The following is a 25289-nucleotide window of genomic DNA, read 5'->3' as shown; positions in this document are numbered from 1 at the left end:
ACACCATGCCACTCGACGGCATCACCGGCTCGGTCGACCCGGCCACCCAGGCGGCGGCCCTCGCGGCGAACCAGTCGTCCTCGCGGTCGCAGACGATGGACTCCGAGGTGTTCATGAAGCTGCTCGTCACGCAGCTCCGGAACCAGGACCCGTCCTCGCCGATGGACACCAACCAGATGATCTCCCAGCAGACGCAGCTCGCGATGATGGAGCAGATCACGAACCAGACCACGACGGCGAACGAGAACTTCTCGCTGCAGATGCGGATCGCCGCCGCGAACCTCGTCGGGAAGCAGGTCAGCTACACCGACGCGACCACGGGGAAGTCGATCGAGGGGACCGCGACAGCGGTGTCGTACGCGGGAAGCGTCCCCACGGTCACGGTGGGCGGGAAGGAGGTCGACCTCGACGTGATCTCCGGCATCAAGACCGCCTCCTGACCTCCCCTCCACCCTTCTTCTTCTTCGGTACCGTCACGAAAGGACGCACCATGCTCCGCTCGCTCTACTCCGGCATCTCCGGCCTCCGCTCCCACCAGGAGATGCTCGACGTCACCGGCAACAACATCGCCAACGTCAACACGGTCGGCTTCAAGTCGTCGTCGACGGTCTTCCAGGACACCCTGTCGCAGATGACCCAGGGTGCCGGCGGTCCGCAGACCGGCATCGGCGGCACGAACCCGGCGCAGATCGGCCTCGGCGTGCAGGTCGCCGGGGTCTCGACGAACTTCGCGCAGGGCTCCGCGCAGGCCACCGGCAAGGCCACCGACCTGATGATCTCCGGCGACGGGTTCTTCGTCACGCGCCTCGGCAACGACACCGTCTACACCCGCGCCGGTGCGTTCGACTTCGACGCGGACGGCCGCCTGGTGTCCTCCGACGGCAAGATCGTCCAGGGCTACCCGGCCGTGAACGGCGTCGTCAACGCCAACGGCCAGCTCGGCGACATCACGCTGCCGCTCGACGCCGCAGCACCGGCCGTCCGCACCACGACCGCCGCGCTCACCGGCAACCTGCCGTCGGACACGGCCGTCGGCGACACCGTCACCCGCGACGCCACCGTCTACGACGCCACCGGCGCGAAGCACACCATGTCGATCGCCTACCAGCGCACCGCCGCCGGCTGGGACGTCACCGCCACGAACGGGCAGGGCGCCACCGCCACCTCGTCGATCACGTTCGGCGCCGACGGCAAGGTCGCGTCGGGCGGTGCCCTCACCGTCGGTGGCATCGCCGTCGACATGTCGGACCTCACCGGGTTCGCGACGCTGAACACCGCCACCATCTCGTCGCAGAACGGCCACGAGGCCGGGTCGCTCCAGGGCTACTCGATCTCGAAGGACGGGACGGTCACGGGCACGTTCTCGAACGGCGCCTCCCTCGCCCTCGGCCGCATCGCCCTCGCGACGTTCGCCAACCCGGCCGGCCTCGAGAAGACCGGCGCCTCGGGCTACCGTGCGACGGCGAACTCCGGCCAGGCCTCGATCGGCGGTCCTGGTTCGGCGGGGGTCGGTTCGCTCGCGGCGGGCACGCTCGAGATGTCGAACGTCGACCTGTCGCAGGAGTTCACGAACCTCATCGTGGCGCAGCGCGGGTTCCAGGCGAACGCGCGCATCATCACGACCTCGGACGAGGTGCTGCAGGAGCTGACGAACCTGAAGCGGTAGCGCGGCGCGGCTCGCGGGCGCGGCGCGGCGCGCGGCGCGCTTCGCGTTCGCATCACCGGAGTCACCTCGCACCACGCGGACGCGCGGTGCGAGGCGACTTCGGTCGTGTGCAGGTGCGGGACCGTCGCGCGCGGCCCTACTCCGCGTGCGCCTCCAGGAAGCGGTACACCTCGCCGTCGTCGACCCCGGGGAACCGCCCCGTCGGCAGGGGAGCGAGGACGTGCTCGCCGAGCTTCGCGCTCGGCCATGCGGCCTCCTTCCACTTCGCCTCGAGCGGTGCCGGAGGACGCCGACAGCACGACGGATCGGGACAGTTCGACTGCCGCCGGACGGTGGTGTCCCGTCCCCGGAACCACTGCGCGTGCGCGAACGGCGTGCCGAGCGTGATCGAGAACTCGTCGTCGTCGGTCCCGGTCTGCACGCTGCACCAGTACGTACCGTTCGGGGTGTCCGTGTACTGGTAGTGCTCGCGGGAGCGGTTCCGGTCCTCGAAGGCCGTCCGGGAGGCCCACTTCGCGCACACGACCTGGCCGACGATCCCGCCGTCGGTGTCGGTGGGGAACGTGATGCCGTCGTTCTCGTAGCCCTTGACGATCGCGCCCGAGCGACGGACCCGGACGAAGTGGACGGGGAGGTCGAGGAAGCGGGTCGCGAGGGTGGTGAACCGGTGCGCTGCCGTCTCGTGCGTGACACCGAACGCGTCCCGGAAGTCCTCGAGGGCGATGTCGCGCCGGGACTTCGCCTGCTGCAGGAACGGCACGGCGGCGTCGCGCGGGACGAGGCACGCGGCCGCGAACGCCGTGATCTCGATGCGCTGCCGCAGGAACTCGGCGTAGTCCGCGGGCGGTCGGTGCCCGAGCACGACGTGCGCGAGCGCCTGCAGCGCCAGGCTGCGGAGTCCACGGCCACCGGGCGTCGCGGCCGGCGGGAGGTAGACCACGCCGTGCTCCCGGTCGGTGATCGTCCGGGAGGAGGCGGGGAGGTCGTCGGCGTGCACGAGCCGGAAACCGAGCTTCGAGGCGAGTGCTGCGACCGTGTGGTGCATGAGCGGCCCCGGCGGTCGCTCGACCGTGGCGAGCAGGTCGGCTGCCTGGTCCTCGATGTCCTCGTAGTAGTTGTCGGACGACTGACCCTGGAGCCGGAGCGCGATCATCGCCTCGCGGCCGGCGGCCTGCGTGACCGCGGACTCCTGGACGCGCCGCTCCAACGCCTCGTGCAGCGCGACGACGCTCGCGAGGACGTCGTCGGGCAGGCTCTTCCGGACGTCGATGCGCGGCAGGTCGAGCCGGGCCGCGAGCGGTGCGTCCTGGTACGCGGCGAGTTCGAGCTCCAACCGCGCCCGCTCGGTCGGCGGGGACGACGAGGTGAGGGTCGACACCGGGACGTCGAGCGCCGCGGCGATGCGTGCCAGGACGGAGACCTTCGGTTCCCGGAGCCCGTTCTCGATCATCGACAGGCGGCTCGGTGCGAGGTCGGTGGCGCGACCGAGGACGTCGAGGGTCATCCCGCGCGTCGTGCGGACGTGCCGGATCCACTGCCCGAGCAGTCGCTGGGGGCCGTCGTCGTGGGACATGTCGTCACTCTTCCTCGAGTGTGAAGAACTGCCGTTCTTCTCCGTCTGGTCGCGAGCATAGCGCCCGTCCGCGCCCGCATGCTGAGGAGCACGACCACCGTAGGGCTCGACGAGGAGACCAGCATGACGATGACCGACACGAACCGCGACCGCCGCTTCGGTGATGCCGAGACGGGCCCGATCCCCGCCGCCGACGTCCACCGGCACGCGCACCCGCCGGTCGCCGCCTGCTCGAGCGTCGAGGTCCCCGACGGAGCGCACCGGCACGGGGTGGCCAACCGGGAGCTCGCGGACTGGGTCGTGCGCACGGCGCTGCTGACCCGGCCGGACGAGGTCGTCTGGTGCGACGGCTCCGATGCCGAGTGGACCCGCCTGACGGACCGCATGGTGGAAGAAGGCTCGCTCATCCGTCTCGACCCGGGTCTGCGTCCGGACAGCTTCCTCGCACGGAGCACCCCGGACGACGTCGCCCGGATGGAAGACCGGACGTTCATCTGCACGAGTGACCCGGCCGACGCCGGTCCGACGAACAACTGGCGCGAGCCGCGCTCGATGCACGCCGAACTCAGCGGCCTGTTCGCGGAGTCGATGCGCGGTCGGACGATGTACGTCGTGCCCTACTCGATGGGTCCGGTCGGCGGCGCGATCTCGCAGCTCGGCGTCCAGGTCACCGACTCCGCCTACGCCGCGGTCTCCCTCGCCCTGATGGCCCGGGTGGGCGACGACGCCCTCGAACACATCGGGCCGGACACGGCCTGGGTCGCGGGCGTGCACAGCGTCGGGTACCCGCTCCGGAACCCCGACGGCACCCGCCGGCCCGACGTCGCGTGGCCGAGCAACCCGACGAAGTACATCTCGCACTTCCCCAAGGAACGGGCGATCTGGTCGTTCGGCTCCGGCTACGGCGGCAACGCGCTGCTGTCCAAGAAGTGCTTCGCGCTCCGGATCGGTTCCACCATCGCCCGCGATGAGGGATGGCTCGCCGAGCACATGCTCCTCCTCAAGCTCACCGACCCGGACGGTCGCGCCCTGCACGTCGCGGCAGCGTTCCCGAGCGCCTGCGGCAAGACGAACCTCGCGATGCTGCAGCCCACGCTGCCGGGCTGGCGCGTCGAGACGATCGGCGACGACATCGCCTGGCTCCGACCGGGCGCGGACGGGCGGCTGTACGCGATCAACCCCGAGGCGGGCATCTTCGGCGTCGCTCCCGGGACGTCCGTCGCCACGAACCCCGTCGCCATGGACACCATGCGGAAGCGGACGATCTTCACGAACGTCGCCCTGACCGAGGACGGCGACGTCTGGTGGGAGGGCCTGACCGACGAACCGCCGGCGCACCTGATCGACTGGCGGGGCGAGCACTGGACCCCGGCGTCGGGCACATCCGCGGCGCACCCGAACGCCCGCTTCACGAGCCCGATCGAGCAGTGCCGGACCCTCGCCGACGACTGGTACGAGCAGGACGGCGTCCCCGTCGACGCGATCCTCTTCGGCGGTCGCCGGGCGACGAACGTGCCGCTCGTCGTCGAGACGGACAGCTGGGCGCACGGCGTGTTCGCGGGTGCGACCGTGTCGAGCGAGCGCACCGCCGCGCAGGAGGGCACGGTCGGCGAACTCCGCCGCGACCCCTTCGGCATGCTGCCGTTCGTCGGCTACGACATGGGGTCGCACTGGCAGCACTGGCTCGACGTCGGCGAGGCGCTCGGCGCCGCCGCTCCGAAGGTCTTCCAGGTCAACTGGTTCCGCAAGGGTGAGGACGGCACGTTCCTCTGGCCGGGCTTCGGTGAGAACGCCCGAGTCCTCGCGTGGATCGCCGACCGCGTCACGCGACCGGGAGCGGCCACGACCCGCGGGACGCCGCTCGGCGCCGTCCCGGCGGAGGGTGCGCTCGACGTGAGCGGCCTCGGGCTGTCGGGGACGAGCCTCCAGGCACTGCACGACGTCGATCCGGCCAGCTGGCTCGACGAGGCGGACCGCACCGAGGAGTTCTTCACGTCCCTCGGCGCGACGGTCCCCGCCGCCGTGTGGGCGCAGCTCGAGGCCCTCCGGGCGCGCCTCGAGGCGGCGGCGACCGAGCGCGGCGCGACGGCGACCGAGCGCGGCACGGCGGCGACCGAGCGCGGCACGACGGCGACCGAGCGCGGCACGGCGGCGACCGAGCGCGGCGCGGCGGCGCCCGAGCGTGGCACGAGCGCATCGGTCGGGGTCGCAGCGTGAGCCGCGCGGGTACCGACCGGGTCTTCGACGAGTGGGTCGACCGCGGGTCGGTCGCGGCCGCGATGGTCCCGATCATCGACGGGCTCCACCGACGCCACAACGTGGTGACGACGATCCACGGTCGGCGACTCGTCGGTCGCTCGGTGAACGAGATCCTCAAGCTGCACCGCTTCGCGCGACACGTGGACGGTGCCGAGCTGTCGCCCCACGAGGTGCTGCCGGTCCTGCACGCGTTGACCAGGCTCGACCTCGGTCCCTCTGTGGTCGACGTCGCCGACTGCAACGCGGGTTTCCGTCGGCAGGACGCCCTCGGCCTCGACGACCACCTGCGGCTCGTCCTCGCGGACGCGGTCGGCAGCGGTCCGTACGCGGCTGCGCCGCGGGACGTGGTCGTGTACGGCTTCGGACGCATCGGCCGGCTGGTCGCGCGGATCCTCCTGGCCCGGTCGGGAGACGCGTACGGACTCCGCCTCCGAGCGGTCGTCCTGCGCTCCACGGGGCCGGAGGACCTGGTCAAGCGGGCGAGCCTGCTGCGGCGCGACTCCGTGCACGGGCCCTTCGACGGGACGATCACCGTCGACCAGGACGAGCAGACGATCACCGCGAACGGGACCGTCATCCGCTTCATCGGCGCGGCATCGCCGTCCGAGATCGACTACACGGCGTACGGGATCGACGACGCGATCGTCGTCGACAGCACGGGAGCCTCCACTGACCGGTCGACGCTGTCCGCGCACCTCGCCGCCCCCGGCGTCTCCCGCGTCCTGCTCACCGCGCCGGCGTCGGGCGACGTCCCGAACATCGTGCACGGGGTGAACGACGCCGCGATCGGGGACGAGCCGATCCTCGCCGCGGCCTCGTGCACGACGAACGCCGTCACGCCGGTGCTCGCCGCGCTGGACGAGCGGTACGGCATCGAGCACGGGCACGTCGAGACGGTCCACTCGTTCACGAACGACCAGAACCTCACCGACAACCACCACCCGGGACCGCGCCGGGGTCGCTCGGCGGCGCTCAACATGGTGCCGACGAAGACCGGGGCCGCGCGTGCCGTCGCGAAGGCGTACCCGCCGCTCGCCGGCAAGCTCACCGGCAGTGCGATCCGGGTGCCGACGCCGGACGTGTCGATCGCGGTGCTCACGCTGACGCTCGGGACCGGCGTGACCCGGGAGGCGCTCAACGCCCACCTCCGCGAGGTGTCGCTGCGCTCGGCCCTCCGCCGACAGGTCGACTACGTGGAGTCGCCCGAGGTCGTGTCGAGCGACTTCCTCGGCTCGCGGAAGGCCGGCGTGGTCGACGGGCTGGCGACGATCGCGGACGGTGGGCGGCAGGTGGTGGTCTACGTCTGGTACGACAACGAGTACGGGTACAGCAGGCAGGTCGTGCGGGTGCTCGAGACGATGAGCGGGCAGCGGGTGCCGACCCTGCCGGGGGTGTCGGCGTCGGTGTCGGCGGTGTCGGCGGCGTCGGCAGGGGTACTTGACGCGCTCCCGGTGTGAGCGGCACCCGCACAGCGTCGGTACGGCCGGCCGCCGACCGCTGCCCGTGGTCGCACGGAGATGCTCCGCGCCGTGCACGAGGACAGCGACGTGCCACGAGAGCGTCCCTCACCTGCCGCGCGGTCCGCGCCGGCCAGACTCGTGCGGCGCCTGCTCCGGCCGTGTGACCGTCGGTAGCGTCGCCGCCACGGTCGCGATGCCGAGCGTGAGTGCGCCTGTACACGCGGCGACGACGGCCCCAGCGGTGACCGCCCATGTTGCTCCGCCCAGGGCCACGACGACCGCGGCGACGTAGAGGACGGTGGCCGGGACGGTGCGGCAGCGTTGGCGAGCCCAACCTGGCCCCGGACGGATCATGCGTGGCGGGTAGACCATGAGGACCACCAGCAGGATCCAGGCGAGACCGTACGGCGTGGCCAACGCCGTGCGGGCGGTGCTCGAGGCCATGAGGGTCGCGGCGATGGCGAACCCGACGATGCTGAGCACCAACCCTGATCGGGTGGCTGGCACGATCTGCTGCGTGTTCATCTCGTGTCCTTCCTGGGACGGCTCCTCATTTCCGGCAGGAGACGATCACCGGGTAGACCGGCCCGGTCGCGAGGACTTTCCGGAGACCGACGCAGCGACCTGAGCTGTACGCGTTGTGCGTGGTGTCGATGACGACGCCGACGGCGATGCCACACGCCCGAGCCGCCGGCCCGCACGCCGCTGCCACGATCGCTGACACGGTGCTGAAGGATGCCGTCGCCATGTACTTCGTGTCTGCGCGGGAGTAGATCAGCGTGCAGTGGATCAGGTTGCACTCGAGCGTCGGGTGCGCGACGTAGATCCGCGCTGACGCGCCGGTGAGGGTCCGTTCGAGTTCGACGGTGGTGCGGATCGATCCGTCTGGGTACGTCGCAGTCGTCACGACGCCGGCGTCTTGCAGAGTCGTGACGGAGGACTCTGGTGCCACCGTCTCGAGCTCAGAGTCGAGCTGCTCGCCAGCCCGCAGCTTCGCGATGAGGCGTTCGATCACCGCGGAAGACAGACCTGCGGCGTGCATGGTGGCGCGGACGCTGCGCTCTTCGCTGAGCGTGATCCCGCTCTGCGCCGCTCTCGCGGGCGTCGGGAAGAACGAGGCCGTGAGGACAGCGGTGGCGATCGCGAGGGCACCACCCCAGACGTGGACAGGTGAACGTCGCATCAGGACCTTCTCTCCCTGGCAGGACCTGCCAGTGTGTCAGTCGGCGTCATCGCCGACACAGCAATACTGGCCTGCTGCATTTCACACTTCAAGTTCTACGCACATCACCGTGGACTGACCCGGACGCGAGGACTTCCTCGAAACCGATGCGGTGACCCGGATCGCAGCCGTTCTCAATCGGTGCTCGGACGCCGGTCTCGCCGGGCGCGGTGCAGCTGCGGACGGCGGTGCACCGCCGGAATCCGGTCGACACGATCGTGCACGCGGACCGGGCAGCCGGTTCCGGTCGGAGCGGTTCGTCCGCGAGCTCCACGATGCCTTGCCGTTCGGATGGTGGGGGCGAGTCGGAGCATGCGCGGACGGCGCAGCAACGGAATCGTTCCTCACGCGCCTGCAGGAGAACGTCTCGGATCGGCGGCGATCGCCCACGCGCGGAACGCTCCGGCTCGTGTGCGGGTCTGGCTGACGGACCGGAGCCCTACCCGACCGTCACCAGCCTGGCGTAGGCCGGGAGGCTCTTCCCTGATGCGTTCACCGCCATGACGGTGACCTGTGTGCTCCCGGCTGGCAACCCGGTGAGCGTCAGCGGGCTCGACGTCCCCGTCACGGTGCGCTGCCCGGATCCGGAGAGGATGTAGCTCGTGATCGGCAGTCCACCATCACCCGCCGGCGCGTCGAACGACACTGTGACCGACCCAGGACCGGGCGTCGACCCGGTGATGGTGGGCCGTCCCGGCGCCGTCACGGTGACCGGTGTGGTGCCGAAGGACGTCGAGGCTGCCTTGCTGACGTTCCCCGTCCCGTCGACAGCGAACACGACGATGGTCCAACGCTGCCCGGTCGGGAGCTTCGGCACTGCTGCGGAGGCGCCGGAGACCACCAACGGCACACCGCTCTGCGCGGTCGCACCGGCGCCGTCTCCCTGCACGAGTCGAGCGACGACCGATGCCGCATCCTTCGAGACCGAGGACGTCCACTTGACCTTCGTCGGTGTCGCTGACGCGACGCGGACCCCGGTCGGGGCCGCGGGCGCTGTGACGTCGGAACGCGCCTGCCACTGCAGCGTGCCGTGCTGCGCGATCTTGTCCGCACAGTACTGCGTGAACGCCATGTCGACCGTGGCCGGCAACCCGGTCACCGGGTCGAGGGCGAACTGCTTCACCGTCATCGTGCCGGTGGTGTCACATCCGTAGGAGTCGACCGTGGTGACGATCGAGTACTTCCCGCTGGGTGACGTCTTCGTCGTCCCGAGCGGGAACGCCTTGCCGTACGGACCGCCGAGGCGGACGCTGACGATGTTGCCACCGCCGTCCAGGTCGTCCGCCTGGAACCACCAGTCGAGCGCAGCGTACGAGATGGACATCTGGGTCGAGCCGGACGTGGCCTTCGTCGTCTTGCCCTTGTTGACCATGTCCTTCCCGGAGGAGGTGATCATCGTCTTCCCGAGGAACGCCGAACCGGTCAGCGCCACCGTCTGCGTCGCCGCCCCGACGGGCAGGCTCACCGAAGCCGTGGCGGGTCCGGCCACCCTCGGACGGAAGTTGATGCTGAAGGTGCACGTCGCGTCGGCCGCGAGTGTGGCGCCGCAGGTGCTGTTGCTGACGGAGAACGACTTCGCGTCCACACCCGTGACGACGGGCGTCCCCAACGAGACCGGAGCTGTTGCCGTGTTGTGGACCGTCTCGACCTGGCTCTTCTTCGGCAGCCCGATGAACCGCTTCTCGAACACGACGTTCCGCGCGCCGAGGATGACCGAACCGGCCGGGTCCGAACCGAACCGGAACTCACCGATCCCGGGGACGACCGCGTCGAACCGGGTGATCCGACCGTTCGTCGGGTCGGACTCGAGGTCGAGGACCGTGAAGTCCCCGTAGATGTCCGTCCCGTCGATCTCGAGGGCCGGGAGGGCGTCGCTGTGTTGGCGGTCGGGGTCCAGCCAGTACGCGCCGGTCGTGAGCGGCTTCCCCTGCGGAGGGGTCAGCCGGAACGACCCGCGCTTCGATCCGGTCGTGCGCGCGTCGACACCGCGGGTGGTGTCGGCGGTGACGAGTTCGATGTCGTCCCCATCGGCGAACTCGGCGTCGCCCCTGGTCTGGTACCACGGGGACGCGATCTGCAGGACCGCGCCGGGCGTCGCGGCGGCGTCTGCTGCGTCTGCTGCCGATGTGCCGATGGTGCTGATCAGTCCTGCGGTGAGGAGTGTGACAGCGCTCATGGCTGCCGAGCGGGCGATGCGCCGCATTGCGTGGTCCGTTCTGTCCCCGTGCACGCTCCGGACAGAACGGCTCGTTGACGCTACTCCGCGGCAGTCGAGGTGTCCGTTCGTACAGCTGTGGGGTGCACGAGCGGTCAGGGGTGCTGCGCCGAGCGACTCAATCCCACTCGTCGCCGGGGCCGACCGCGCGGGGCGGCTCAGCCGGGCAGGCCGATCGCGGGCTGAACCCGATCACGGTGACGGCCAGCCGAGCACGTCCGCGATGCCCCAGGACCCCGCGAGGGACACGACGATCGGCGTCGAACCGGAGAACCGACATCGAACCAGGTGGTGGCCCTGGTTCGACGTCGGTTCCGTGGTTCGATGCGGCCGCGGTGCCGCGCCTCAGCTCACCGCGCCCGACCGGGCTCCCGACCACAGGTCCACGTCGAGCACCCCGACCGAGTGCTCGTCGATGCGGCGGAGTTCGTCGTCCGTGAACGACAGGTTGCCGAGCGCGGCGACGTTCTGCTCGAGCTGCTCGACCCGCGACGCACCGATCACGAGCGAGGTCACCCGCTCGTCACGGAGTGCCCAGGCGAGCGCGAGCTGCGCCAGGCTCTGGCCGCGCTCGGACGCGATGTCGTTCAGCGCTCGCAGGTGGTCGACGACCTCCGGGGTGAGCGACCCGGCGTCGAGCGACTTGCCCGCCGCCGCGCGCGAGTCCTCCGGCACCCCGTCGAGGTACCGCCCCGTGAGCAGCCCCTGCGCGAGTGCGGTGAAGCCGATGACGCCGAAGCCGAGGTCGCCGGCCGCGTCGAGGAGCCCCTCGTCCTCGATCCACCGGTTGAGCATCGAGTACGACGGCTGGTGGATGAGCAGCGGCGTCCCGAGGTCGCGGAGGATCTCGGCGGCCTGCCGGGACCGGTCGGCGTCGTAGGAGGAGATCCCGACGTAGAGCGCCTTGCCCTGCTGGACGGCGGTGTGCAGCGCGCCCATGGTCTCCTCGAGCGGCGTCGACGCGTCGAGGCGGTGCGAGTAGAACACGTCGACGTAGTCGAGTCCCATGCGCTGCAGCGACTGGTCGAGCGAGGCGAGCACGTACTTCCGCGAGCCCCCGCCCTGCCCGTACGGCCCGGGCCACATGTCCCAGCCGGCCTTCGTCGAGATGACCATCTCGTCGCGGTACGGCCGGAAGTCCTCGCGCATGAGGCGACCGAAGTTCACCTCCGCGGCGCCGTACGGCGGGCCGTAGTTGTTCGCGAGGTCGTGGTGCGTGATGCCGAGGTCGAACGCGCGACGGCTGATCGCGCGCTGCGTCTCGAAGGGCTTGTCGTCGCCGAAGTTGTGCCAGTACCCGAGCGAGAGCAGGGGCAGGTCGAGGCCGGAGCGCCCGGTCCGGCGGTAGGGCATGGAGTCGTAGCGGTCGTCCGCCGCGGTGTAGGACATGCTTCCGAGCCTACGGACGCGGCGCGGCGCGTGTCGCGTCTCCCCGCGGGTCGGACGGAACGGCAGCACGACCGGACCGGAGGCGCACTGCGGCGCCGCCACGTGCCTCCCGTCCGGACGTGGGCACCGCGTCGGCGGTGCCGTGTCAGGACAGCTGCGTGGTGGTCGCGTTGACCAGCCAGGTGGTGCCGAAACGGTCGGTCAGCATGCCGAAGGTGTCGCCCCACGGGGCCTGCGTGAAGGGCTCGATGATCGTCGCTCCCTCGGACAGACCGTGCCACCAGCGGGTCAGCGCCTCCACCTCGTCGCCGCTCAGGGACACCGAGATGCTGCTGCCGGAGTCGACCGGGTGGTCCGCGGGGGCGTCCGAGGCCATCAGGACGAGCCCGCCCCCGACGTCGAGCTGACCGTGCATCACCTTGTCGGCGTCGTCCGGACCCACGTCGGCGCCCATCTCGCGGAAGGTGCCGATCCGGAGGTCTCCGCCGAACACCGAGTGGTAGAACTCGAGCGCCTCGCGGGCGGAGTCCCGGAACCCGAGGTAGGGGTTGAGGTGGACGGTCATGGGGTTCTCCTTCGAACTGCGCGGACGACGGCGCCCGCTCCGCCACCATCGTGACAGAGCGGGCGCCGGGTCGGGAAGGGGTGTCAGGCGGCCATCGGGCCGTACCGCCTGTGCCCCTTCACGTCGAACCGGTCGAGCATCATGAGCTTGTCCCAGGCGGCGACGAAGTCGTGGACGAACCGCTCCTGGCCGTCGCTGCCCGCGTACGCGTCGACGACCGACCGGAGCTGCGCGTTCGACCCGAACACGAGGTCGTGCCGGGAGGCCGTCCAGCGCTGCTCGCCGGTCGCCTGGACGGTGCCGGCGAACACCGTCTCGGTGTCGTCGGTCTTCGTCCACACGAGGTCGGTGTCGGTCAGGTTGACGAACCAGTCGGTCGAGAGCGTGCCGACGCGGTGCGTCAGGACGCCGACGTCGGAGCCGTCCCAGTTCGTGCCGAGCACCCGCAGGCCGCCGGTCAGGACGGTCCACTCCGGCGCGGTCAGCGTGAGCAGGTTCGCCCGGTCGAGGAACACCTGCTCGAGCGCGACACCCGGCGCGAACTGCTCGAACCGCTCGGACCGGAAGTTCCGGAAGCCGTCGGCGATCGGCCGCAGCCACTCGAACATCTCGATGTCCGTGCGCTCCTGTGTGGTGTCCACGCGGCCCGGCGTGAACGGCACGGTCACCTCGACCCCGGCGGCACGGGCGGCGTCCTCGACCCCGACGCAGCCGGCGAGGACGACGAGGTCCGCGAGGGACACGGACGGGTGCTGCTGCTGGATGCGCTGCAGTGCCTCCACGACCGGCACCGTGCGGCGGTTGACCGCCCAGTCCTTCTGCGGGGCGAGGGCGATCCGGCCGCCGTTCGCACCGCCGCGCTTGTCGCTGTCGCGGTAGGTCGACGCGGCTGAGTAGGCGGTGAAGACGAGGTCGGACGAGTTGATGCCGGCGGCACGCACCGCGGCCTTGAGCGCTTCGACGTCGGCGTCACCGATCGGCACACCCTCGGCGTCGGGGAGCGGGTCCTGCCAGAGCAGCTCGTCCTGGATCGTGACCTCCGGGCCGAGGTACCGGTGCTTCGGACCCATGTCGCGGTGGGTCAGCTTGTACCAGGCCTTCGAGAACGCCAGCGTGAAGGTGTCGAAGTCGGCGAGGAACTTCTCGCAGACCTTCCGGTACTCCGGGTCGACCTTGAGCGCGATGTCGGACGTCATCATCATCAGCGCGTGCGTCTGACCCGGCACGTGCGCGTCCGGGGTCCTGGGCGCGTCCGGGTCCTTCGGCGTCCACTGCAGCGCGCCGGCGGGGCTCTTCGTCTGCTCCCACTCGTGCCCGAACAGGTTCTCCAGGTAGCTGTTGTCCCAGCGGGTCGGGTCCTGGGTCCAGCTGCCCTCGATGCCGTTCGTCGAGGTGAACTCGGCGTTGCCCGTGCCGCGGGGGTTGTGCCAGCCGAGCCCCATCTGCTCGATCGGCGCGAGCTCCGGCGACGGGCCGATCTCGGTCGCCGGCACCTGGCCGTGGCTCTTGCCGAACGCGTGACCACCGGCGATGAGCGCGACGGTCTCCTCGTCGTTCATCGCCATCCGGGTGAAGGTGACCCGGATGTCCCGCGCGGAGCCCATCGGGTCGCCGTTCGCGTACGGACCCTCCGGGTTGACGTAGATGAGCGCCTGGTGCGACGCCGCGAGCGGACTCTGCAGGTCGTAGTCCTCGTCGCCGTTCTGCCCGTGCCAGCGCTCGTCGCGCGAGACCATGTCGTCGCCGCTGTGCACGTCGTGCGGGTTCCACACCTCAGGGCCCCACCACGTGCCGTCGTCCGGCTCCCACGCGTCGAGCCGCCCGCCACCGAAGCCGTAGGTCGGCAGGCCCATGAGCTCGAGCGAACAGTTGCCCGTGAGCACCATGAGGTCGGCCCAGCTGAGCGCGTTGCCGTACTTGTGCTTGATCGGCTGCAGCAACCGCCGCGACTTGTCGGTGTTGCCGTTGTCCCACCAGCTGCCGATCGGCGCGAACCGCTGCATCGCAGTCCCGGCGCCCCCGCGACCGTCCGCGATCCGGTACGTGCCGGCGGCGTGCCAGGCCATGCGGATCATCTGCGGGCCGTAGTTGCCGTAGTCGGCCGGCCACCAGTCGACACTCGTGGTCAGCAGCGTCTTGATGTCCTGCTTGAGCTCCTCGAGGTCGATCGTCGCGAACGCTGCCGCGTAGTCGAAGTCGGCGCCGAGCGGGTCCGCGTCGACCCCGTTCCGGTGCAGCAGCTCCACCCGGAGCCGCTGCGGGTACCAGTGCTCGAGCGTCGGCGACTGGCCGAACGCCCCGCCCAGGTGGTCACCGCCCGCCGGGAGCGACCCGGCCATGTGGTAGCTGCACGTGTTCGTCTCGTCGTGCTCCATCGTTCCCGTTCCCTATCCCTTCCAGACGGACACGGCCCCTGCGTGTCCGATGACGACGACCTCGATGAGCGAGCCGATCCCGGCTGCGACCAGGAGGACCGGTCCCACGATCCCGACCGCACGGACGAGTCCGCGGGCGTCGACCCGTGCGACGCCGAAGCGCTGCCACCCCCACCAGAGCGTGAGCAGGGCGAACACCGCGATCGACCACGGGAGCAGTCCGTCGGCGAGGTGCGTGTGCCGCTCCAGCAGCGCCGTCTCCTCCTCGTGGTGCTCCAGCCACTCCCCGGACGAGGTCGCGAGCGGCACCGACACGAGCGCGACGAGCCCGATGATCGGCGCACCGACCGCCAACCACCGGCGGGCTGCGGGCCACGCGGCCACGGCGATCGCGACGAGCGCGGCGACCGGAACGGCGACGGAAGTGAGGTGGACGAACAGTGGGTGGAGCGGGATGCCCCCGAACTGCCAGTTCATCGAAAGCCCTTCTTCGTGCGCCGGACGACCCGGCGCGCTGGTGTCCACACAACGCGGTCCGGCCGCGCGACGCACGGCGCCAGGCCGGTCGGCGCACTGATCCGTTCGTTCGAGAACACACACGAACCCGCGTTCCGCCGCGTGGTTGTCTGGCCGGGTGACCGACACCCCACAGCACGAGGGCGAAGCCCACGCCGGCGGCCTCTCCGCCCGGCTCAACTGGCTGCGCGCCGGCGTCCTCGGCGCGAACGACGGCATCGTCTCGACCGCGGCGATCGTGGTCGGCGTCGCCGGTGCCTCCACCTCCGTCCCCGCCATCGCCACCGCCGGCGTCGCCGCCCTCGTCGGCGGCGCGATCTCGATGGCCCTCGGCGAGTACGTCTCGGTCAGCAGCCAGAGCGACAGCCAGCGCGCCCTCATCGACGAGGAGCGACGGGAACTCGCCGACGACCCCGAGGTCGAGCTCGAGGAGCTCACCCGACTCTGGGAGCAGCGCGGCCTCCGACGCGACACCGCCGAACGCGTCGCGGCCGAGCTCACCGAACGGGACGCCCTCGCAGCGCACCTCTCGACCGAACTCGGCATCGACGAGGACGAGGTCGTCAGCCCCTGGCACGCAGCCCTCGCCTCGGCCGCGTCGTTCGCGATCGGCGCACTGCTCCCGCTGCTCGCGATCCTCCTCCCGCCCGACGGCGCACGCCTCCCGGTCACGTTCGTCGTGGTGCTCATCGCGCTCGCGCTGACCGGTGCGACCGGCGCGAAGATCGGCGGCGGCTCCGTCCCACGGGCCACGATCCGCGTCGTGGTCGGCGGTGCGCTGGCGCTCGCCGCGACCTTCCTCATCGGCTCGCTCCTCGGGACGAGCGGCGTGGCCTGACCCGAGGTGCCGAGCCCGGGGCGGACGGGCGACGGACGGACGGTGACCGCCTGGAGGCCCGGTGCCGGTCCCGCGGACCCGCACCGGGCCTCCAGGCGGTCGCGTCCGCCACCACGCACGTGCGCGACCGGACCGACGTACGGCACCATGGGGACGGGAAGGAACGGCATGGCGGAGATCCTGGTCGTCGAGGACGACCCCGAGATGGGCGCGCTCGTGGAGCGCGGACTCCGCGGCGAAGGTCACACGGTCACACTCGTGACCGACGGGGTCGCCGCGCTGGTCGCCGCCCGCACGCAGGCGTTCGACGCCGCCGCCATCGACGTGATGCTCCCCGAGATGACCGGCTTCGAGGTCTGCCGTCGGCTCCGCGAGATGGGGCAGGACCTCCCGGTCGTCCTCGTGACGGCCCGCGACGCGGTCGACGACCGGGTGTTCGGACTCGACTCCGGCGCCGACGACTACCTCACCAAGCCGTTCGCGATCGCCGAGCTGAACGCCCGGCTCCGCGCCCACCTGCGGCGCCGGGCCGCGGGCACCCCGACCGTCGTCGAGGCCGGCGCCGTGCGGCTCGACACCGTCGCCGTCCGTGCGACGGTCCGCGGACGCGACCTCCCGCTCAGCGTCAAGGAGTTCTCGCTCCTGCGGTTCCTCGTGCAGGGGGTCGGCACCGTACGGTCCCGCACGGAGGTCCTCGACGAGGTGTGGGGGAGCGCCGAGCACTTCGACCCGACCATCGTCGACCAGTACGTCAGCTACGTCCGGAAGAAGCTGCAGGCCGCGGACGCCGACGTCGCGATCCGCACCGTCCGCGGCGTCGGCTACGCGCTCGACGTCGTGGCCGCCCCGTGAGGGTGCTGCGCCGGCTCTCGATCCGCACCCGCATCACGCTCGGGAGCCTGCTCGTCGGCGCCGTCGTGCTCGTCGGCACCGCGCTCGTCCTGCACCTGCAGATCGAGCGCGCGACGATCGAGACCGACCGGTCCCTCGCGGAACGGGACGCGGCACCGTTCGTCGCGGACCTCCGGAGCAACCCCGGCGAGTCGCCGGACCGTCCCTCCCAGGGGGTGCTCGTCGGCGTGCGCGACGCAGCGGGCGCGTGGACCGTCGACGCCCTGCCGCACGAACTGCGGGACCGCCTGCCGGACACCGTGCGCGACGAGACCACCCTGCGGCTCCGCGACCACCGCGGCGTGGTCACCGTCGTCGGTGTCCCGGTGACGACCTCCGCCGGGTCCTTCGTCGTGTGGGCGGCCCAGGACGGCCGCGGCGGGCACGAGACGCTCGAGCGGGTCGACCGGTCGCTCGTCGTCGGGACGGTCCTCGCGCTCGCGGCGTTCGGCGGGACCGCGTGGCTCCTGACGACGCTCGCGCTCCGACCGGTCGGCCGGATGCGCCGCACGGCCGAGGCGATCAGCACGGGCACCGCTGCCGGGCACCTGCCGATCGGCCGCTCCGACGACGAGCTCGCCGGGCTCGCACGGACGCTCAACGCGTTCCTCGACCGGCAGCGCGAGCACGCCGAACGCGAGCGCCGGATGGTGTCGGACGCGAGCCATGAGCTCCGGACACCGCTCGCGGCGCTGACCGCACGGCTGGAACTGGCGCACCGGTCGTCCGGGGATGCGGCCGCGCTCGAACGCGAACTGACCGCCGCCGAGTCGGACGCGGCGCGGCTGGTGGCGCTCGCGAACACGCTGCTCGAGCTGAGCCGGCTCGACGAGGACACCCCCGTGCCGTCCACACCGGCGCGGGACCTCGTGTCGGAGCTGATGGCGTCGGTGGACCGCGCGCGGGCGATCGACGTCGTCGGTCCCCGGGACGTCGACTTCTCGGTCGACGTCGGCGACCCGGACGCCCGCTACGACGTCGCACCCGCCGCGTTCGCCCGGGTGGTCGACAACCTCGTCGCGAACGCCATCGCCGCCGGCAGCGACGGCGGCGTCGTCCGCGCGACGCTCCGGCAGGACGACACCCGCGCGCTGGAACTCGCGGTGACCGACGACGGGCCCGGCGTGCCGGAGGCGTTCCTGCCGCAGGCGTTCGACCGCTTCACGCGTGCCGACGAGTCGCGGACCACGCTCGGCGGCAGCGGGCTCGGGCTCGCGCTCGTCCGGGGCATCGCCGAGCGCGGCGGTGGGACGGCGACGCTCGCAAACCGCGACGGGGGCGGAGCCGTCGCGACCGTGCGGTTCCCGGCGCGCTGAACGGCGCCCGGCGCCATCACTCGAGATCTCGAACGAACGGCTCTGCCCGCTCCGGGCTGGTTCATGGTTCCGATGCAGATGCTGGGTGGCACCCGATCAACCGCTGGAGAGGACCACGACGATGATCGACACCGCCGGCCCTGCCACCCGACCCGGCGCGGCGAGCCGTCCACGGCTCCGCCCCGCCCCCTCCGAGCCGCTCGCCGCCGCAGCCCGTCGACGACGGCGGTCGAAGCGGGCGCGGACCGCCGCGGCCGACCTGCTCGGCGTGCTCGCGTGGGTGTCCGCCGCGGTCGCCGTCCTGCTCTGGCTCGTCACCCCGGCGTCGCGGACGGTGACCGGGGTCGGCAGCGTCCTCACCGACGCCGGCATCGTCGCGGGCCTGATCGGCACCGACCTCACGCTGGTGATGCTCGTGCTCGCCGCTCGTGTGCCGCTCATCGACCGCGTGTTCGGGCAGGACAACGCGATCGCGGTGCACCGGTCCCTCGGCAAGCCGGTGCTGTACCTCCTGCTCGCGCACGGCGCCCTGCTCACCCTGGGCTACTCGGCCGAGTCGGCGAAGAGCCCGGTCGCCGAGACGATCGCGCTGTTCTCCACGCCGGACATGCCCCTGGCGTACCTCGCCCTCGGCCTGTTCGTCGCGGTCGTCGTGTCGTCGCTCGTCGCGGTCCGTCGTCGGCTGCCGTACGAGGCGTGGCACGTCATCCACCTCCTGAGCTACGCGGCCGTCCTGGTGGCGCTGCCGCACATGCTCAGCGTCGGCGGGGTGCTGTCCGTCGGGTCGTGGCAGCGCACCTACTGGATCGCGCTGTACGTGCTCGCGCTCGGGCTGATCGTCCTGTACCGCTTCGTCCTGCCGCTGGTGGTGACCCTCCGGCACCGGATCCGGGTCACGGCCGTGGAGCCGATCGCGCCCGGCGTGGTCTCGATCCACCTCGCCGGCCGGGCCCTGGACCGGCTCGGCGTCGAAGGCGGCCAGTACGGCGTGTGGCGCTTCTGGACCGCGCGCACCTGGTGGCACGCGCACCCGGTGTCGTTCTCGGCGGTCCCCGGCTCCGGGCACGCACGCATCACCGTCCGCGACCTCGGCGCGGGCTCGGCCCGGCTCGGCCGCATCCGCCCCGGCGCCCTCGTGTCGCTCGAGGGACCGTACGGGCTCTTCACCAGCCGTGCCCGCACCGCGCCGTACCTCGCCCTCGTCGCGTCCGGCATCGGCATCACGCCGGTCCGCGCCCTCCTCGAGGACACCGACCTGCGGCCGGGCGAGGCCACCGTCCTGCTGCGCGGGACCGACGCCGACCAGCAGTACCTCTGGGACGAGACCGTCGCCCTCGCGAACGCGACCGGCAGCACGCTCTTCGCCATGGTCGGGCACCGCGCGCACTCGCGGGAGAGCTGGATGACCGAGGAGGACGTCCGCCGCGGGGTCACGCTCCGGTCGGTGTTCCCGCGGCTGCTCGAGTCCGACCTGTACGTGTGCGGGCCGCGGGTGTGGTCCGACCTGGTCGTCCGGGAGGCGCGGCTCGCCGGTGTCCCCGAACACCAGATCCACCAGGAACGGTTCGAGTGATGCGCGCTCGGGTGATCGCCGGCGGCATCGTGTCGTCGGCGGCGGTCCTGGTCATCGGTTGGCAGCTCGGCGGGCAGCCTGCCGCGACGGTGTCCCGGTCCCAGGCGGCGACGTCGGGTGGCACCAGCAGCGCGGACAGCGGCAGCACGGCCGGCGGCAGCGCCGGCAGCGGCAGCGCTGCGGCCACCGGCGGCAGTGGTACGAGCGGCAGCGGCGGAAGCAGCAGCAGCGGCGATGCCGGTAGCAGCACCGGCAGCTCCGCTTCCGGGTCCGCGTCCGGGTCCGCGTCCGGTGCCGTCAAGGACGGCACCTACACGGGGCAGACCGTCCAGACCCAGTACGGGCCCGTCCAGGTGCAGGTCACCGTGGCCGGCGGCAAGCTCACCGACGTCACGGCCCTGCAGCTGACGAACAGCGACGGCCGGTCCGTCATGATCAGCCAGCAGGCGGCGCCGATCCTCCGGCAGGAGGCACTCCAGGCGCAGTCGGCGCAGATCCAGGCCGTCAGCGGCGCCACCTTCACCAGCGAGGGGTACACCACTTCGCTGCAGTCCGCGCTCGACCAGGCGGGCTCGTGAGCGTCCAGACGTTCGAGACCATGGGCACCGTGGTGAGCCTCCGGGGCGCGACCCCCGAGGCCGCCTCCGCGGTCCGTGCGGTCTTCGCCGGCCACGACCACCGCTACAGCCTGTACGACCCGGCGTCCGTCCTCAGCCGTGTGGCGGCCGGGTCGCTCCGACTCGCCGACGCCCCGCAGGAGGTGCGGGACGTGTACGCCCTCGCGCTCGAGTGGCGTGACCGGACGGGCGGCGCGTTCACCCCGCACCGGCCCGACGGCGTCGTCGACCTGTCCGGCGTCGTGAAGGCGCTCGCGATCCAGGAGGCCGGGGCGGTCCTCGACCGTGGGTCGTCCGACTGGCTGATCGCGGCGGGCGGCGACGTCCTCGCCCGCGGGCGGCTCGTCGGACCGGACGGACCTCCCGAGCCCTGGAGCGTCGGCGTCGTGGACCCGGCACGCCGGGACACGGTCGTCGGGGTCGCCCGCCTCGAGGGCACCCGACGCGCCGTGGCCACCTCCGGGACGGCCGAGCGGGGTGAGCACATCTGGCGCCGCTCGACGCCCGCGTTCGTGCAGGCCACCGTGATCGCGGACGACATCGTGACCGCGGACGTCCTGGCCACCGCGGTGGTCGCGGGGGACGCGGACGACCTCCGCGCGCTCACCGCCGACGGTTCGGTCGACGTCCTCGCGTTCGGGGTCGACGGCACGGTCTGGGCGACCCCGGGGGCCCGGTCCGTGGTCGAGCCGGCGGGCGCGACCGGTCCCTGACGCGGTCGGCAGCGGCCTGGAGGCGCGGCTCGCGTCCGTCACGGACGGTGCGCGGCGGGGACGCGCGCCGCTGGCAGCGCCACGCTGTCAGGGCGACGGGCGGGGCACGACGCGACCCGCTGCCTCCAGGCCGGTGCGTCAGCGCGGCGGGGGGCGCGACGGTGTCAGCTCGACGTGACGGGCCGCGTCCGCACCGGCGCGAGCAGGTGCGTCAGCGTGACGGCGACGAGTGCGCCCGCGGCGATGATCGCCGCCAGCACGACGACCTGGAACCGTCCGGCCTCGATCGGGGACACCCCGCCGAACACCGCGCCGACGAAGGCGCCGGGCAGGGTCACGAGCCCGGTGGTGCGGGTCTGGTCCGTGCTCGGGACCATCGCGGCGTGGACGGCCCGTCGGACGAGGGCCGCGGTCGAGCGGCGGGGTGTGGCCCCGAGGGCGAGCCAGCCCTCGACGTCGTCCCAGCGGTCGTCGACGAGCTCCACGAAGCGCCGGCCGGAGAGCGTGGCGCTCGTCATCGCGTTGCCGACCACGATGCCGCCGATGGCGAGGACGTACCGCGGGGTGAACTCGATGGCGCCGGTCACGAAGACGACCGTGAGCGCGGCGCCGATGCCGATCGCCATCGACACGGCCACGGGCAGCAGCCGGTCGCGCAGCGTGCCGAGTCGCCGTGCCGCGGTCGTGGTCGCGACGCCGAACATGACGACGAGCGCGACCGCGATCCACGCCGGATCCCGGATCACCCCGGTCAGGACGACGCTGAGCACCGCGAGCTGGAGGGTGCCGCGGAGGACGGCCAGCGCGGGCGCCCACGGCGACGGGGCCCGGGCGAGCAGGAGCACGGCGGTGGCCAGGGCGACGAGCACCGCGACGCCGAGGAGCGTCCTGAGCAGCACGTCGACGTCGAGGGTCACGGCGGCGTCGCCCCCTCGAGCCGGGCCTCCTCGGCGTCGTAGCCGGCGCGCACCTGGCGGAGGACGAGGTCGTCGATCTCCTCGGCGTCGCGGAGCCGGAGGAGCGTCGCGGCCTTGTGCTGGACGAGGGCGAGCTCCAGGGCGACCGCGGCGTCGTGTCGCTGCAGGGCCGGGTGGTCGTCGTCCTCGGCTTCCTCCCGGGCCTGGATCACGTCGAGGTGTGCCTCGTAGTCCTTGCGCACGCGGTCGACGGTGGCACGGTCGGCGCCGGCCGTGCGGGCGAGGCGGGGGAGTGCGTCGAGGGCCTCCTCGATCGCGGTCCGCTCGGCGTACCGGCGCTCCTCGCCGACCGACTCGTCCTCGGGGAGCGCCGCATGGCGGAGCACCGCGGGCAGCACGAGCGCCTGTCCGACGATCGTGAGCACGACGACACCCGCGGTGACGAAGACGATGAGGTCGCGGTCCGGGAACGCTGCGCCGGACTCGAGGGTGCGCGGGACGGCGACCGCCATCGCGAGCGAGACCGCGCCGCGGAAGCCGGCGAAGCCGCTGACCAGTCGGTCGCGATGGCCCTCCCGCGGTCGGCCGCCGGTGCGCCGGGTGACGAGCCAGATCGTGCCCCCGGCGGCGTTGAGGAACGCGAACCGCACCACGACGAGCAGCACGGCCACCGCGGCGATCAGTCCGCCCGCGCGGAGCAGTTCGGTCGGGTCGAGGGCCCGCGCAGCGATCATCGCCTCGATGCCGACGAGCACGAAGAGGGCGCCGTTGAGCAGGTACGTCAGGAAGGACCAGAACGCGCGCACCTGCTGCCGTGTCTCGGCGCGGTCGAGCTTCGGCGCGACCTGGCTCACGACGATCCCGGCGGTGACGACCGCGAGCACCCCGGACGCGTCGACCGCCTCCGCGCCGAGGAAGGCGACGAACGGGACGAGCAGGGTCACCAGGTTCTGGAGCACCACCGACTCGACGCGGCGGAGGACGAGGGTGCCGACCCAGGCCGCTGCGAGGCCGGCCGCGACCCCGCCGACGTACGACAGGAGGAGCATGCCCGAGACGCCCCAGACCGTGAGCTGCTGCGTGCCGACGGTCACCGCGACGGCGATGCCGTACACGACGAGGGTCGTGCCGTCGTTCACGAGGCTCTCCGCTCGGAGCACGGTGACGTTGCGACGGGGGAGCATCCGCGTGAGCGCCCCCACGGCGGTCGCGTCCGTCGGGGCGACGGCGGCGCCGAGCACCCACGCCGGCCCCCACGGGAGCCCGAGCAGGTGGAGCAGCGCTGCCACGGCGCCCGCGGTCAGGACGACGAGCAACGTGCCCATGAGGACGATGCCGCGGAGGTTCTTCCGGATCTCCCGCAGCGACGTCGTCAGGCTCTCCCAGTAGAGCAGCGCCGGCAGGAAGAGGAGCAGGACGGCGTCGGCGGGCAGCTGCACGTCGGAGAACTGCGGGACGAGCGCGAGCCCGGCGCCGAACACCAGCAGCAACACCGGCGGTGCGACCCGGATGCGGTCGGCGATGCCGGCCGTCACCGCGATGGCGAGGCCGAGCACGACCACCAGTTCGGGTCCGAGCACGCATTCCTCCTCGTCAGGCCGACACCCCAGTCAACGCGGTCCGCGCTGATCGCGTCGCGGTGTCCGCGCTCAGCGCACGAGCCGAGCACGCCAGGCCACGGTAGCGTCGGCCGCGTGACCGCTCGAACCGACCGCGCCGACGATGCTGACCATCTCCTCCCGCTCGACGTCGTCGAGGTCGGGAACCGCCTGGTGGTCCCCGACCTGCACCGTCCGGTGGCGGCGGTGATCGAGGACGGCGCCGTGGTGCGGTGGTTGACGTGGCCGTCTGCGCCGTTGCCGGAGCGTGCCGTCGAGGAGGCCGCGGCCTGGCCCACCACCGAGGGCATCTGGGTCGTGTACTCCTCCGACGGCATCGACGGTGGGTCTCGCACCGCGGTGCACCTCGACCCGGACCGCGTCGGGGCGGCCGTCGACCTCGGCGACCGGCGTGTGGTCGGCGCGGACAGCGGCGGCCTGTGGCTCGCGGATCCTCGCGACGCGTCGGAGTGGATGGCCGTGAGGATCGAGGACGGCCCCTTCGACGAAGACGTTCCGGCGTCCTTCGCCGCGGCCGACCCCCCGTGGGCTGAGGTCGAGCCGTTCTGGCCGGACCCCGAGACGTGGACAGAGCCCGAGGACTCCGAGGACTCCGAGGACTCCGAGGACTCCGAGGACGACGGTGGACCGGCGGCCGATGCCGAGCGGGACTTCGACGGCTCCGACGACCCCGACACGACGGTGGCCACGAAGTACCAGTGGACCATCGGGTTCGCCGACTGGGCCGGCGACTCCGACGGACCCGTGGAGGACGAGACCGATGCCGACGGCTCGGACGACCCCGGCCCGCCGTCGCCGACCCCGCCGACGGACGTCGAACGCATCGCGCCCGACGGCACGCGCACGACCATCCGGGTCGACCACCTCGTGGAGCGGGTCTCGGTGGAGGGCGACACGATGACCCTGCGGTTCCACCGGACCGGTCCGGACCTCGTTCCTGCGGAGGACGGTGGCCGCGACGTCGTCTACCGACCCCGGGAGGTCGTGGTGGACGTGTCCGCCGGTCTCCCGGCCTCGGTGGACACCGACACACTCGACTCGTCGCCGCTGGAGGACGCCGCGGAGGACGACGCCGCCGACCTCGAGTGGGAGCGGTCGATCGAGGAGCGCGAGGCACGTCGGGCGCCGTGGGTCGAACGGCTCGACCTCGAAGGCATCGACGGCAGCCGGTGGCCGCTGTGGGACCGGGACACGGTCAGACGGGAGCACAGCGTCGCCCGGCTCGTCGAGCAGCTCACGCACCTCGACGCCCCCGCGATCACCTGGACGCGCGGCGTCGACGGTGTGCGTCGGATGCGGAGTGACTACCGCGACGTGCACGTCGAGGTCGAAGGAACGTTCCCCGACACCGCGGTGGTGGTGTCCTTCGAGCACACGGCGGTCCCGTTCCTCCGGCTCCGTCGCCGCTTCCGAGTGTTCGACGACACGGGTCGACCCGTCGGCCACGGGTACGTCGGGGTGTACCTCGACGAGGACGTCACAACCGGACACATCCCGCCGCGACGTGACGCGGTCGACGGCGTCCTCGACATCTGAGCGGACCGGCACCGGACGGGATCGACGGA

At 72.1% G+C, this 25289-nt stretch carries 21 protein-coding genes; 11 read left to right on the top strand and 10 right to left on the bottom strand.

The window, feature by feature from the left end:
• Positions 1-5: 5 nt before the first annotated feature.
• Positions 6-440: a flagellar hook assembly protein FlgD gene (locus IEY20_RS02775; protein WP_175327852.1), complete on the top strand. Its 435-nt coding sequence runs from the start codon at positions 6-8 to the stop codon at positions 438-440.
• A gap of 50 nt (positions 441-490) precedes the next feature.
• A complete protein-coding gene (locus IEY20_RS02770) occupies positions 491-1666 on the top strand; it encodes a flagellar hook protein FlgE (RefSeq protein ID WP_175327851.1) in 1176 nt (391 codons plus the stop codon).
• 136 nt (positions 1667-1802) lie between these two features.
• Here IEY20_RS02770 and IEY20_RS02765 read toward each other — a convergent pair whose 3' ends face one another.
• Positions 1803-3239: a helix-turn-helix transcriptional regulator gene (locus tag IEY20_RS02765; RefSeq protein WP_022904438.1), complete on the bottom strand. Its 1437-nt coding sequence runs from the start codon at positions 3237-3239 to the stop codon at positions 1803-1805.
• Between the two features lie 123 nt (positions 3240-3362).
• On the opposite strand from IEY20_RS02765, the gene IEY20_RS02760 reads away from it, so the two are divergent.
• Positions 3363-5456, top strand: a complete 2094-nt coding sequence (locus IEY20_RS02760; RefSeq protein WP_229727820.1) for a phosphoenolpyruvate carboxykinase (GTP) — start codon at positions 3363-3365, stop codon at positions 5454-5456.
• On the top strand, positions 5453-6955 hold the full coding sequence (locus tag IEY20_RS02755) for a glyceraldehyde-3-phosphate dehydrogenase (protein ID WP_175327850.1): 1503 nt from the start codon (positions 5453-5455) through the stop codon (positions 6953-6955). The genes IEY20_RS02760 and IEY20_RS02755 overlap by 4 nt, the downstream gene beginning before the upstream one ends.
• Before the next feature lie 108 nt (positions 6956-7063).
• Here the strand turns inward: IEY20_RS02755 and IEY20_RS02750 are convergent, their stop codons facing one another.
• From IEY20_RS02750 to IEY20_RS02720, 7 genes are all read right to left on the bottom strand, one after another.
• Positions 7064-7483: a hypothetical protein gene (locus IEY20_RS02750; protein WP_175327849.1), complete on the bottom strand. Its 420-nt coding sequence runs from the start codon at positions 7481-7483 to the stop codon at positions 7064-7066.
• Positions 7484-7508: 25 nt separating this feature from the next.
• The gene (locus IEY20_RS02745) at positions 7509-8141 is read right to left on the bottom strand and encodes a hypothetical protein (protein WP_175327848.1); all 633 of its coding nucleotides are present in this window, start codon (positions 8139-8141) and stop codon (positions 7509-7511) included.
• Between the two features lie 478 nt (positions 8142-8619).
• The gene (locus tag IEY20_RS02740) at positions 8620-10356 is read right to left on the bottom strand and encodes a choice-of-anchor D domain-containing protein (protein WP_175327847.1); all 1737 of its coding nucleotides are present in this window, start codon (positions 10354-10356) and stop codon (positions 8620-8622) included.
• Positions 10357-10740: 384 nt separating this feature from the next.
• Entirely contained in the window at positions 10741-11784 is a 1044-nt protein-coding gene (mgrA, locus tag IEY20_RS02735; RefSeq protein WP_175327846.1) for an L-glyceraldehyde 3-phosphate reductase, read from the bottom strand.
• 145 nt (positions 11785-11929) lie between these two features.
• Positions 11930-12349 carry a VOC family protein gene (locus IEY20_RS02730; protein ID WP_175327845.1) on the bottom strand — a complete coding sequence of 140 codons (420 nt, stop codon included), beginning with the start codon at positions 12347-12349 and terminating at the stop codon, positions 11930-11932.
• Positions 12350-12432: 83 nt separating this feature from the next.
• Positions 12433-14724 carry a catalase/peroxidase HPI gene (katG, locus tag IEY20_RS02725; protein WP_175327844.1) on the bottom strand — a complete coding sequence of 764 codons (2292 nt, stop codon included), beginning with the start codon at positions 14722-14724 and terminating at the stop codon, positions 12433-12435.
• A gap of 12 nt (positions 14725-14736) precedes the next feature.
• Positions 14737-15201 carry a DUF2231 domain-containing protein gene (locus IEY20_RS02720; RefSeq protein ID WP_175327843.1) on the bottom strand — a complete coding sequence of 155 codons (465 nt, stop codon included), beginning with the start codon at positions 15199-15201 and terminating at the stop codon, positions 14737-14739.
• 157 nt (positions 15202-15358) lie between these two features.
• On the opposite strand from IEY20_RS02720, the gene IEY20_RS02715 reads away from it, so the two are divergent.
• The 6 genes from IEY20_RS02715 to IEY20_RS02690 all read left to right on the top strand — a co-directional run bounded on the left by IEY20_RS02715 (position 15359) and on the right by IEY20_RS02690 (position 21188).
• Complete coding sequence (locus IEY20_RS02715) at positions 15359-16078, top strand: VIT1/CCC1 transporter family protein (RefSeq protein WP_175327842.1); 720 nt, start codon at positions 15359-15361, stop codon at positions 16076-16078.
• Positions 16079-16246: 168 nt separating this feature from the next.
• Positions 16247-16930 carry a response regulator transcription factor gene (locus IEY20_RS02710; protein WP_175327841.1) on the top strand — a complete coding sequence of 228 codons (684 nt, stop codon included), beginning with the start codon at positions 16247-16249 and terminating at the stop codon, positions 16928-16930.
• The gene (locus IEY20_RS02705; RefSeq protein ID WP_175327840.1) at positions 16927-18285 is read left to right on the top strand and encodes a HAMP domain-containing sensor histidine kinase; all 1359 of its coding nucleotides are present in this window, start codon (positions 16927-16929) and stop codon (positions 18283-18285) included. Before IEY20_RS02710 ends, IEY20_RS02705 begins: the two co-directional genes overlap by 4 nt.
• Before the next feature lie 121 nt (positions 18286-18406).
• Positions 18407-19858, top strand: coding sequence for a ferredoxin reductase family protein (locus tag IEY20_RS02700; protein ID WP_175327839.1), 1452 nt, complete (start codon positions 18407-18409; stop codon positions 19856-19858).
• A complete protein-coding gene (locus IEY20_RS02695) occupies positions 19858-20436 on the top strand; it encodes an FMN-binding protein (protein WP_175327838.1) in 579 nt (192 codons plus the stop codon). The genes IEY20_RS02700 and IEY20_RS02695 overlap by 1 nt, the downstream gene beginning before the upstream one ends.
• Complete coding sequence (locus IEY20_RS02690; RefSeq protein ID WP_022904837.1) at positions 20433-21188, top strand: FAD:protein FMN transferase; 756 nt, start codon at positions 20433-20435, stop codon at positions 21186-21188. The genes IEY20_RS02695 and IEY20_RS02690 overlap by 4 nt, the downstream gene beginning before the upstream one ends.
• Before the next feature lie 164 nt (positions 21189-21352).
• Here IEY20_RS02690 and IEY20_RS02685 read toward each other — a convergent pair whose 3' ends face one another.
• Both IEY20_RS02685 and IEY20_RS02680 read right to left on the bottom strand, forming a co-directional pair.
• Positions 21353-22105 carry an ABC transporter permease gene (locus IEY20_RS02685; RefSeq protein ID WP_175327837.1) on the bottom strand — a complete coding sequence of 251 codons (753 nt, stop codon included), beginning with the start codon at positions 22103-22105 and terminating at the stop codon, positions 21353-21355.
• Positions 22102-23685, bottom strand: coding sequence for a Na+/H+ antiporter (locus tag IEY20_RS02680; RefSeq protein ID WP_175327836.1), 1584 nt, complete (start codon positions 23683-23685; stop codon positions 22102-22104). The genes IEY20_RS02685 and IEY20_RS02680 overlap by 4 nt, the downstream gene beginning before the upstream one ends.
• Before the next feature lie 114 nt (positions 23686-23799).
• Between IEY20_RS02680 and IEY20_RS02675 the strand changes: the two genes are divergently transcribed.
• Complete coding sequence (locus tag IEY20_RS02675; protein WP_175327835.1) at positions 23800-25260, top strand: hypothetical protein; 1461 nt, start codon at positions 23800-23802, stop codon at positions 25258-25260.
• Positions 25261-25289: the final 29 nt, after the last annotated feature.

The organism is Curtobacterium luteum, assembly GCF_014646995.1.
GTDB lineage: Bacteria > Actinomycetota > Actinomycetes > Actinomycetales > Microbacteriaceae > Curtobacterium > Curtobacterium luteum.
This window is presented reverse-complemented; position numbering and strand designations above follow the sequence as displayed.

What these genes read in the sequence shown, in the direction of transcription:
- IEY20_RS02710 (WP_175327841.1), top strand. Translation starts at nt 16,247, where the DNA reads ATGGCGGAGATCCTGGTCGTCGAGGACGACCCCGAGATGGGCGCGCTC.
- IEY20_RS02730 (WP_175327845.1), bottom strand. Translation starts at nt 12,349, where the DNA reads ATGACCGTCCACCTCAACCCCTACCTCGGGTTCCGGGACTCCGCCCGC.
- IEY20_RS02695 (WP_175327838.1), top strand. Translation starts at nt 19,858, where the DNA reads ATGCGCGCTCGGGTGATCGCCGGCGGCATCGTGTCGTCGGCGGCGGTC.
- IEY20_RS02770 (WP_175327851.1), top strand. Translation starts at nt 491, where the DNA reads ATGCTCCGCTCGCTCTACTCCGGCATCTCCGGCCTCCGCTCCCACCAG.
- katG (WP_175327844.1), bottom strand. Translation starts at nt 14,724, where the DNA reads ATGGAGCACGACGAGACGAACACGTGCAGCTACCACATGGCCGGGTCG.
- mgrA (WP_175327846.1), bottom strand. Translation starts at nt 11,784, where the DNA reads ATGTCCTACACCGCGGCGGACGACCGCTACGACTCCATGCCCTACCGC.
- IEY20_RS02775 (WP_175327852.1), top strand. Translation starts at nt 6, where the DNA reads ATGCCACTCGACGGCATCACCGGCTCGGTCGACCCGGCCACCCAGGCG.
- IEY20_RS02720 (WP_175327843.1), bottom strand. Translation starts at nt 15,201, where the DNA reads ATGAACTGGCAGTTCGGGGGCATCCCGCTCCACCCACTGTTCGTCCAC.
- IEY20_RS02750 (WP_175327849.1), bottom strand. Translation starts at nt 7,483, where the DNA reads ATGAACACGCAGCAGATCGTGCCAGCCACCCGATCAGGGTTGGTGCTC.
- IEY20_RS02760 (WP_229727820.1), top strand. Translation starts at nt 3,363, where the DNA reads ATGACGATGACCGACACGAACCGCGACCGCCGCTTCGGTGATGCCGAG.
- IEY20_RS02700 (WP_175327839.1), top strand. Translation starts at nt 18,407, where the DNA reads ATGATCGACACCGCCGGCCCTGCCACCCGACCCGGCGCGGCGAGCCGT.
- IEY20_RS02765 (WP_022904438.1), bottom strand. Translation starts at nt 3,239, where the DNA reads ATGTCCCACGACGACGGCCCCCAGCGACTGCTCGGGCAGTGGATCCGG.
- IEY20_RS02745 (WP_175327848.1), bottom strand. Translation starts at nt 8,141, where the DNA reads ATGCGACGTTCACCTGTCCACGTCTGGGGTGGTGCCCTCGCGATCGCC.
- IEY20_RS02740 (WP_175327847.1), bottom strand. Translation starts at nt 10,356, where the DNA reads ATGAGCGCTGTCACACTCCTCACCGCAGGACTGATCAGCACCATCGGC.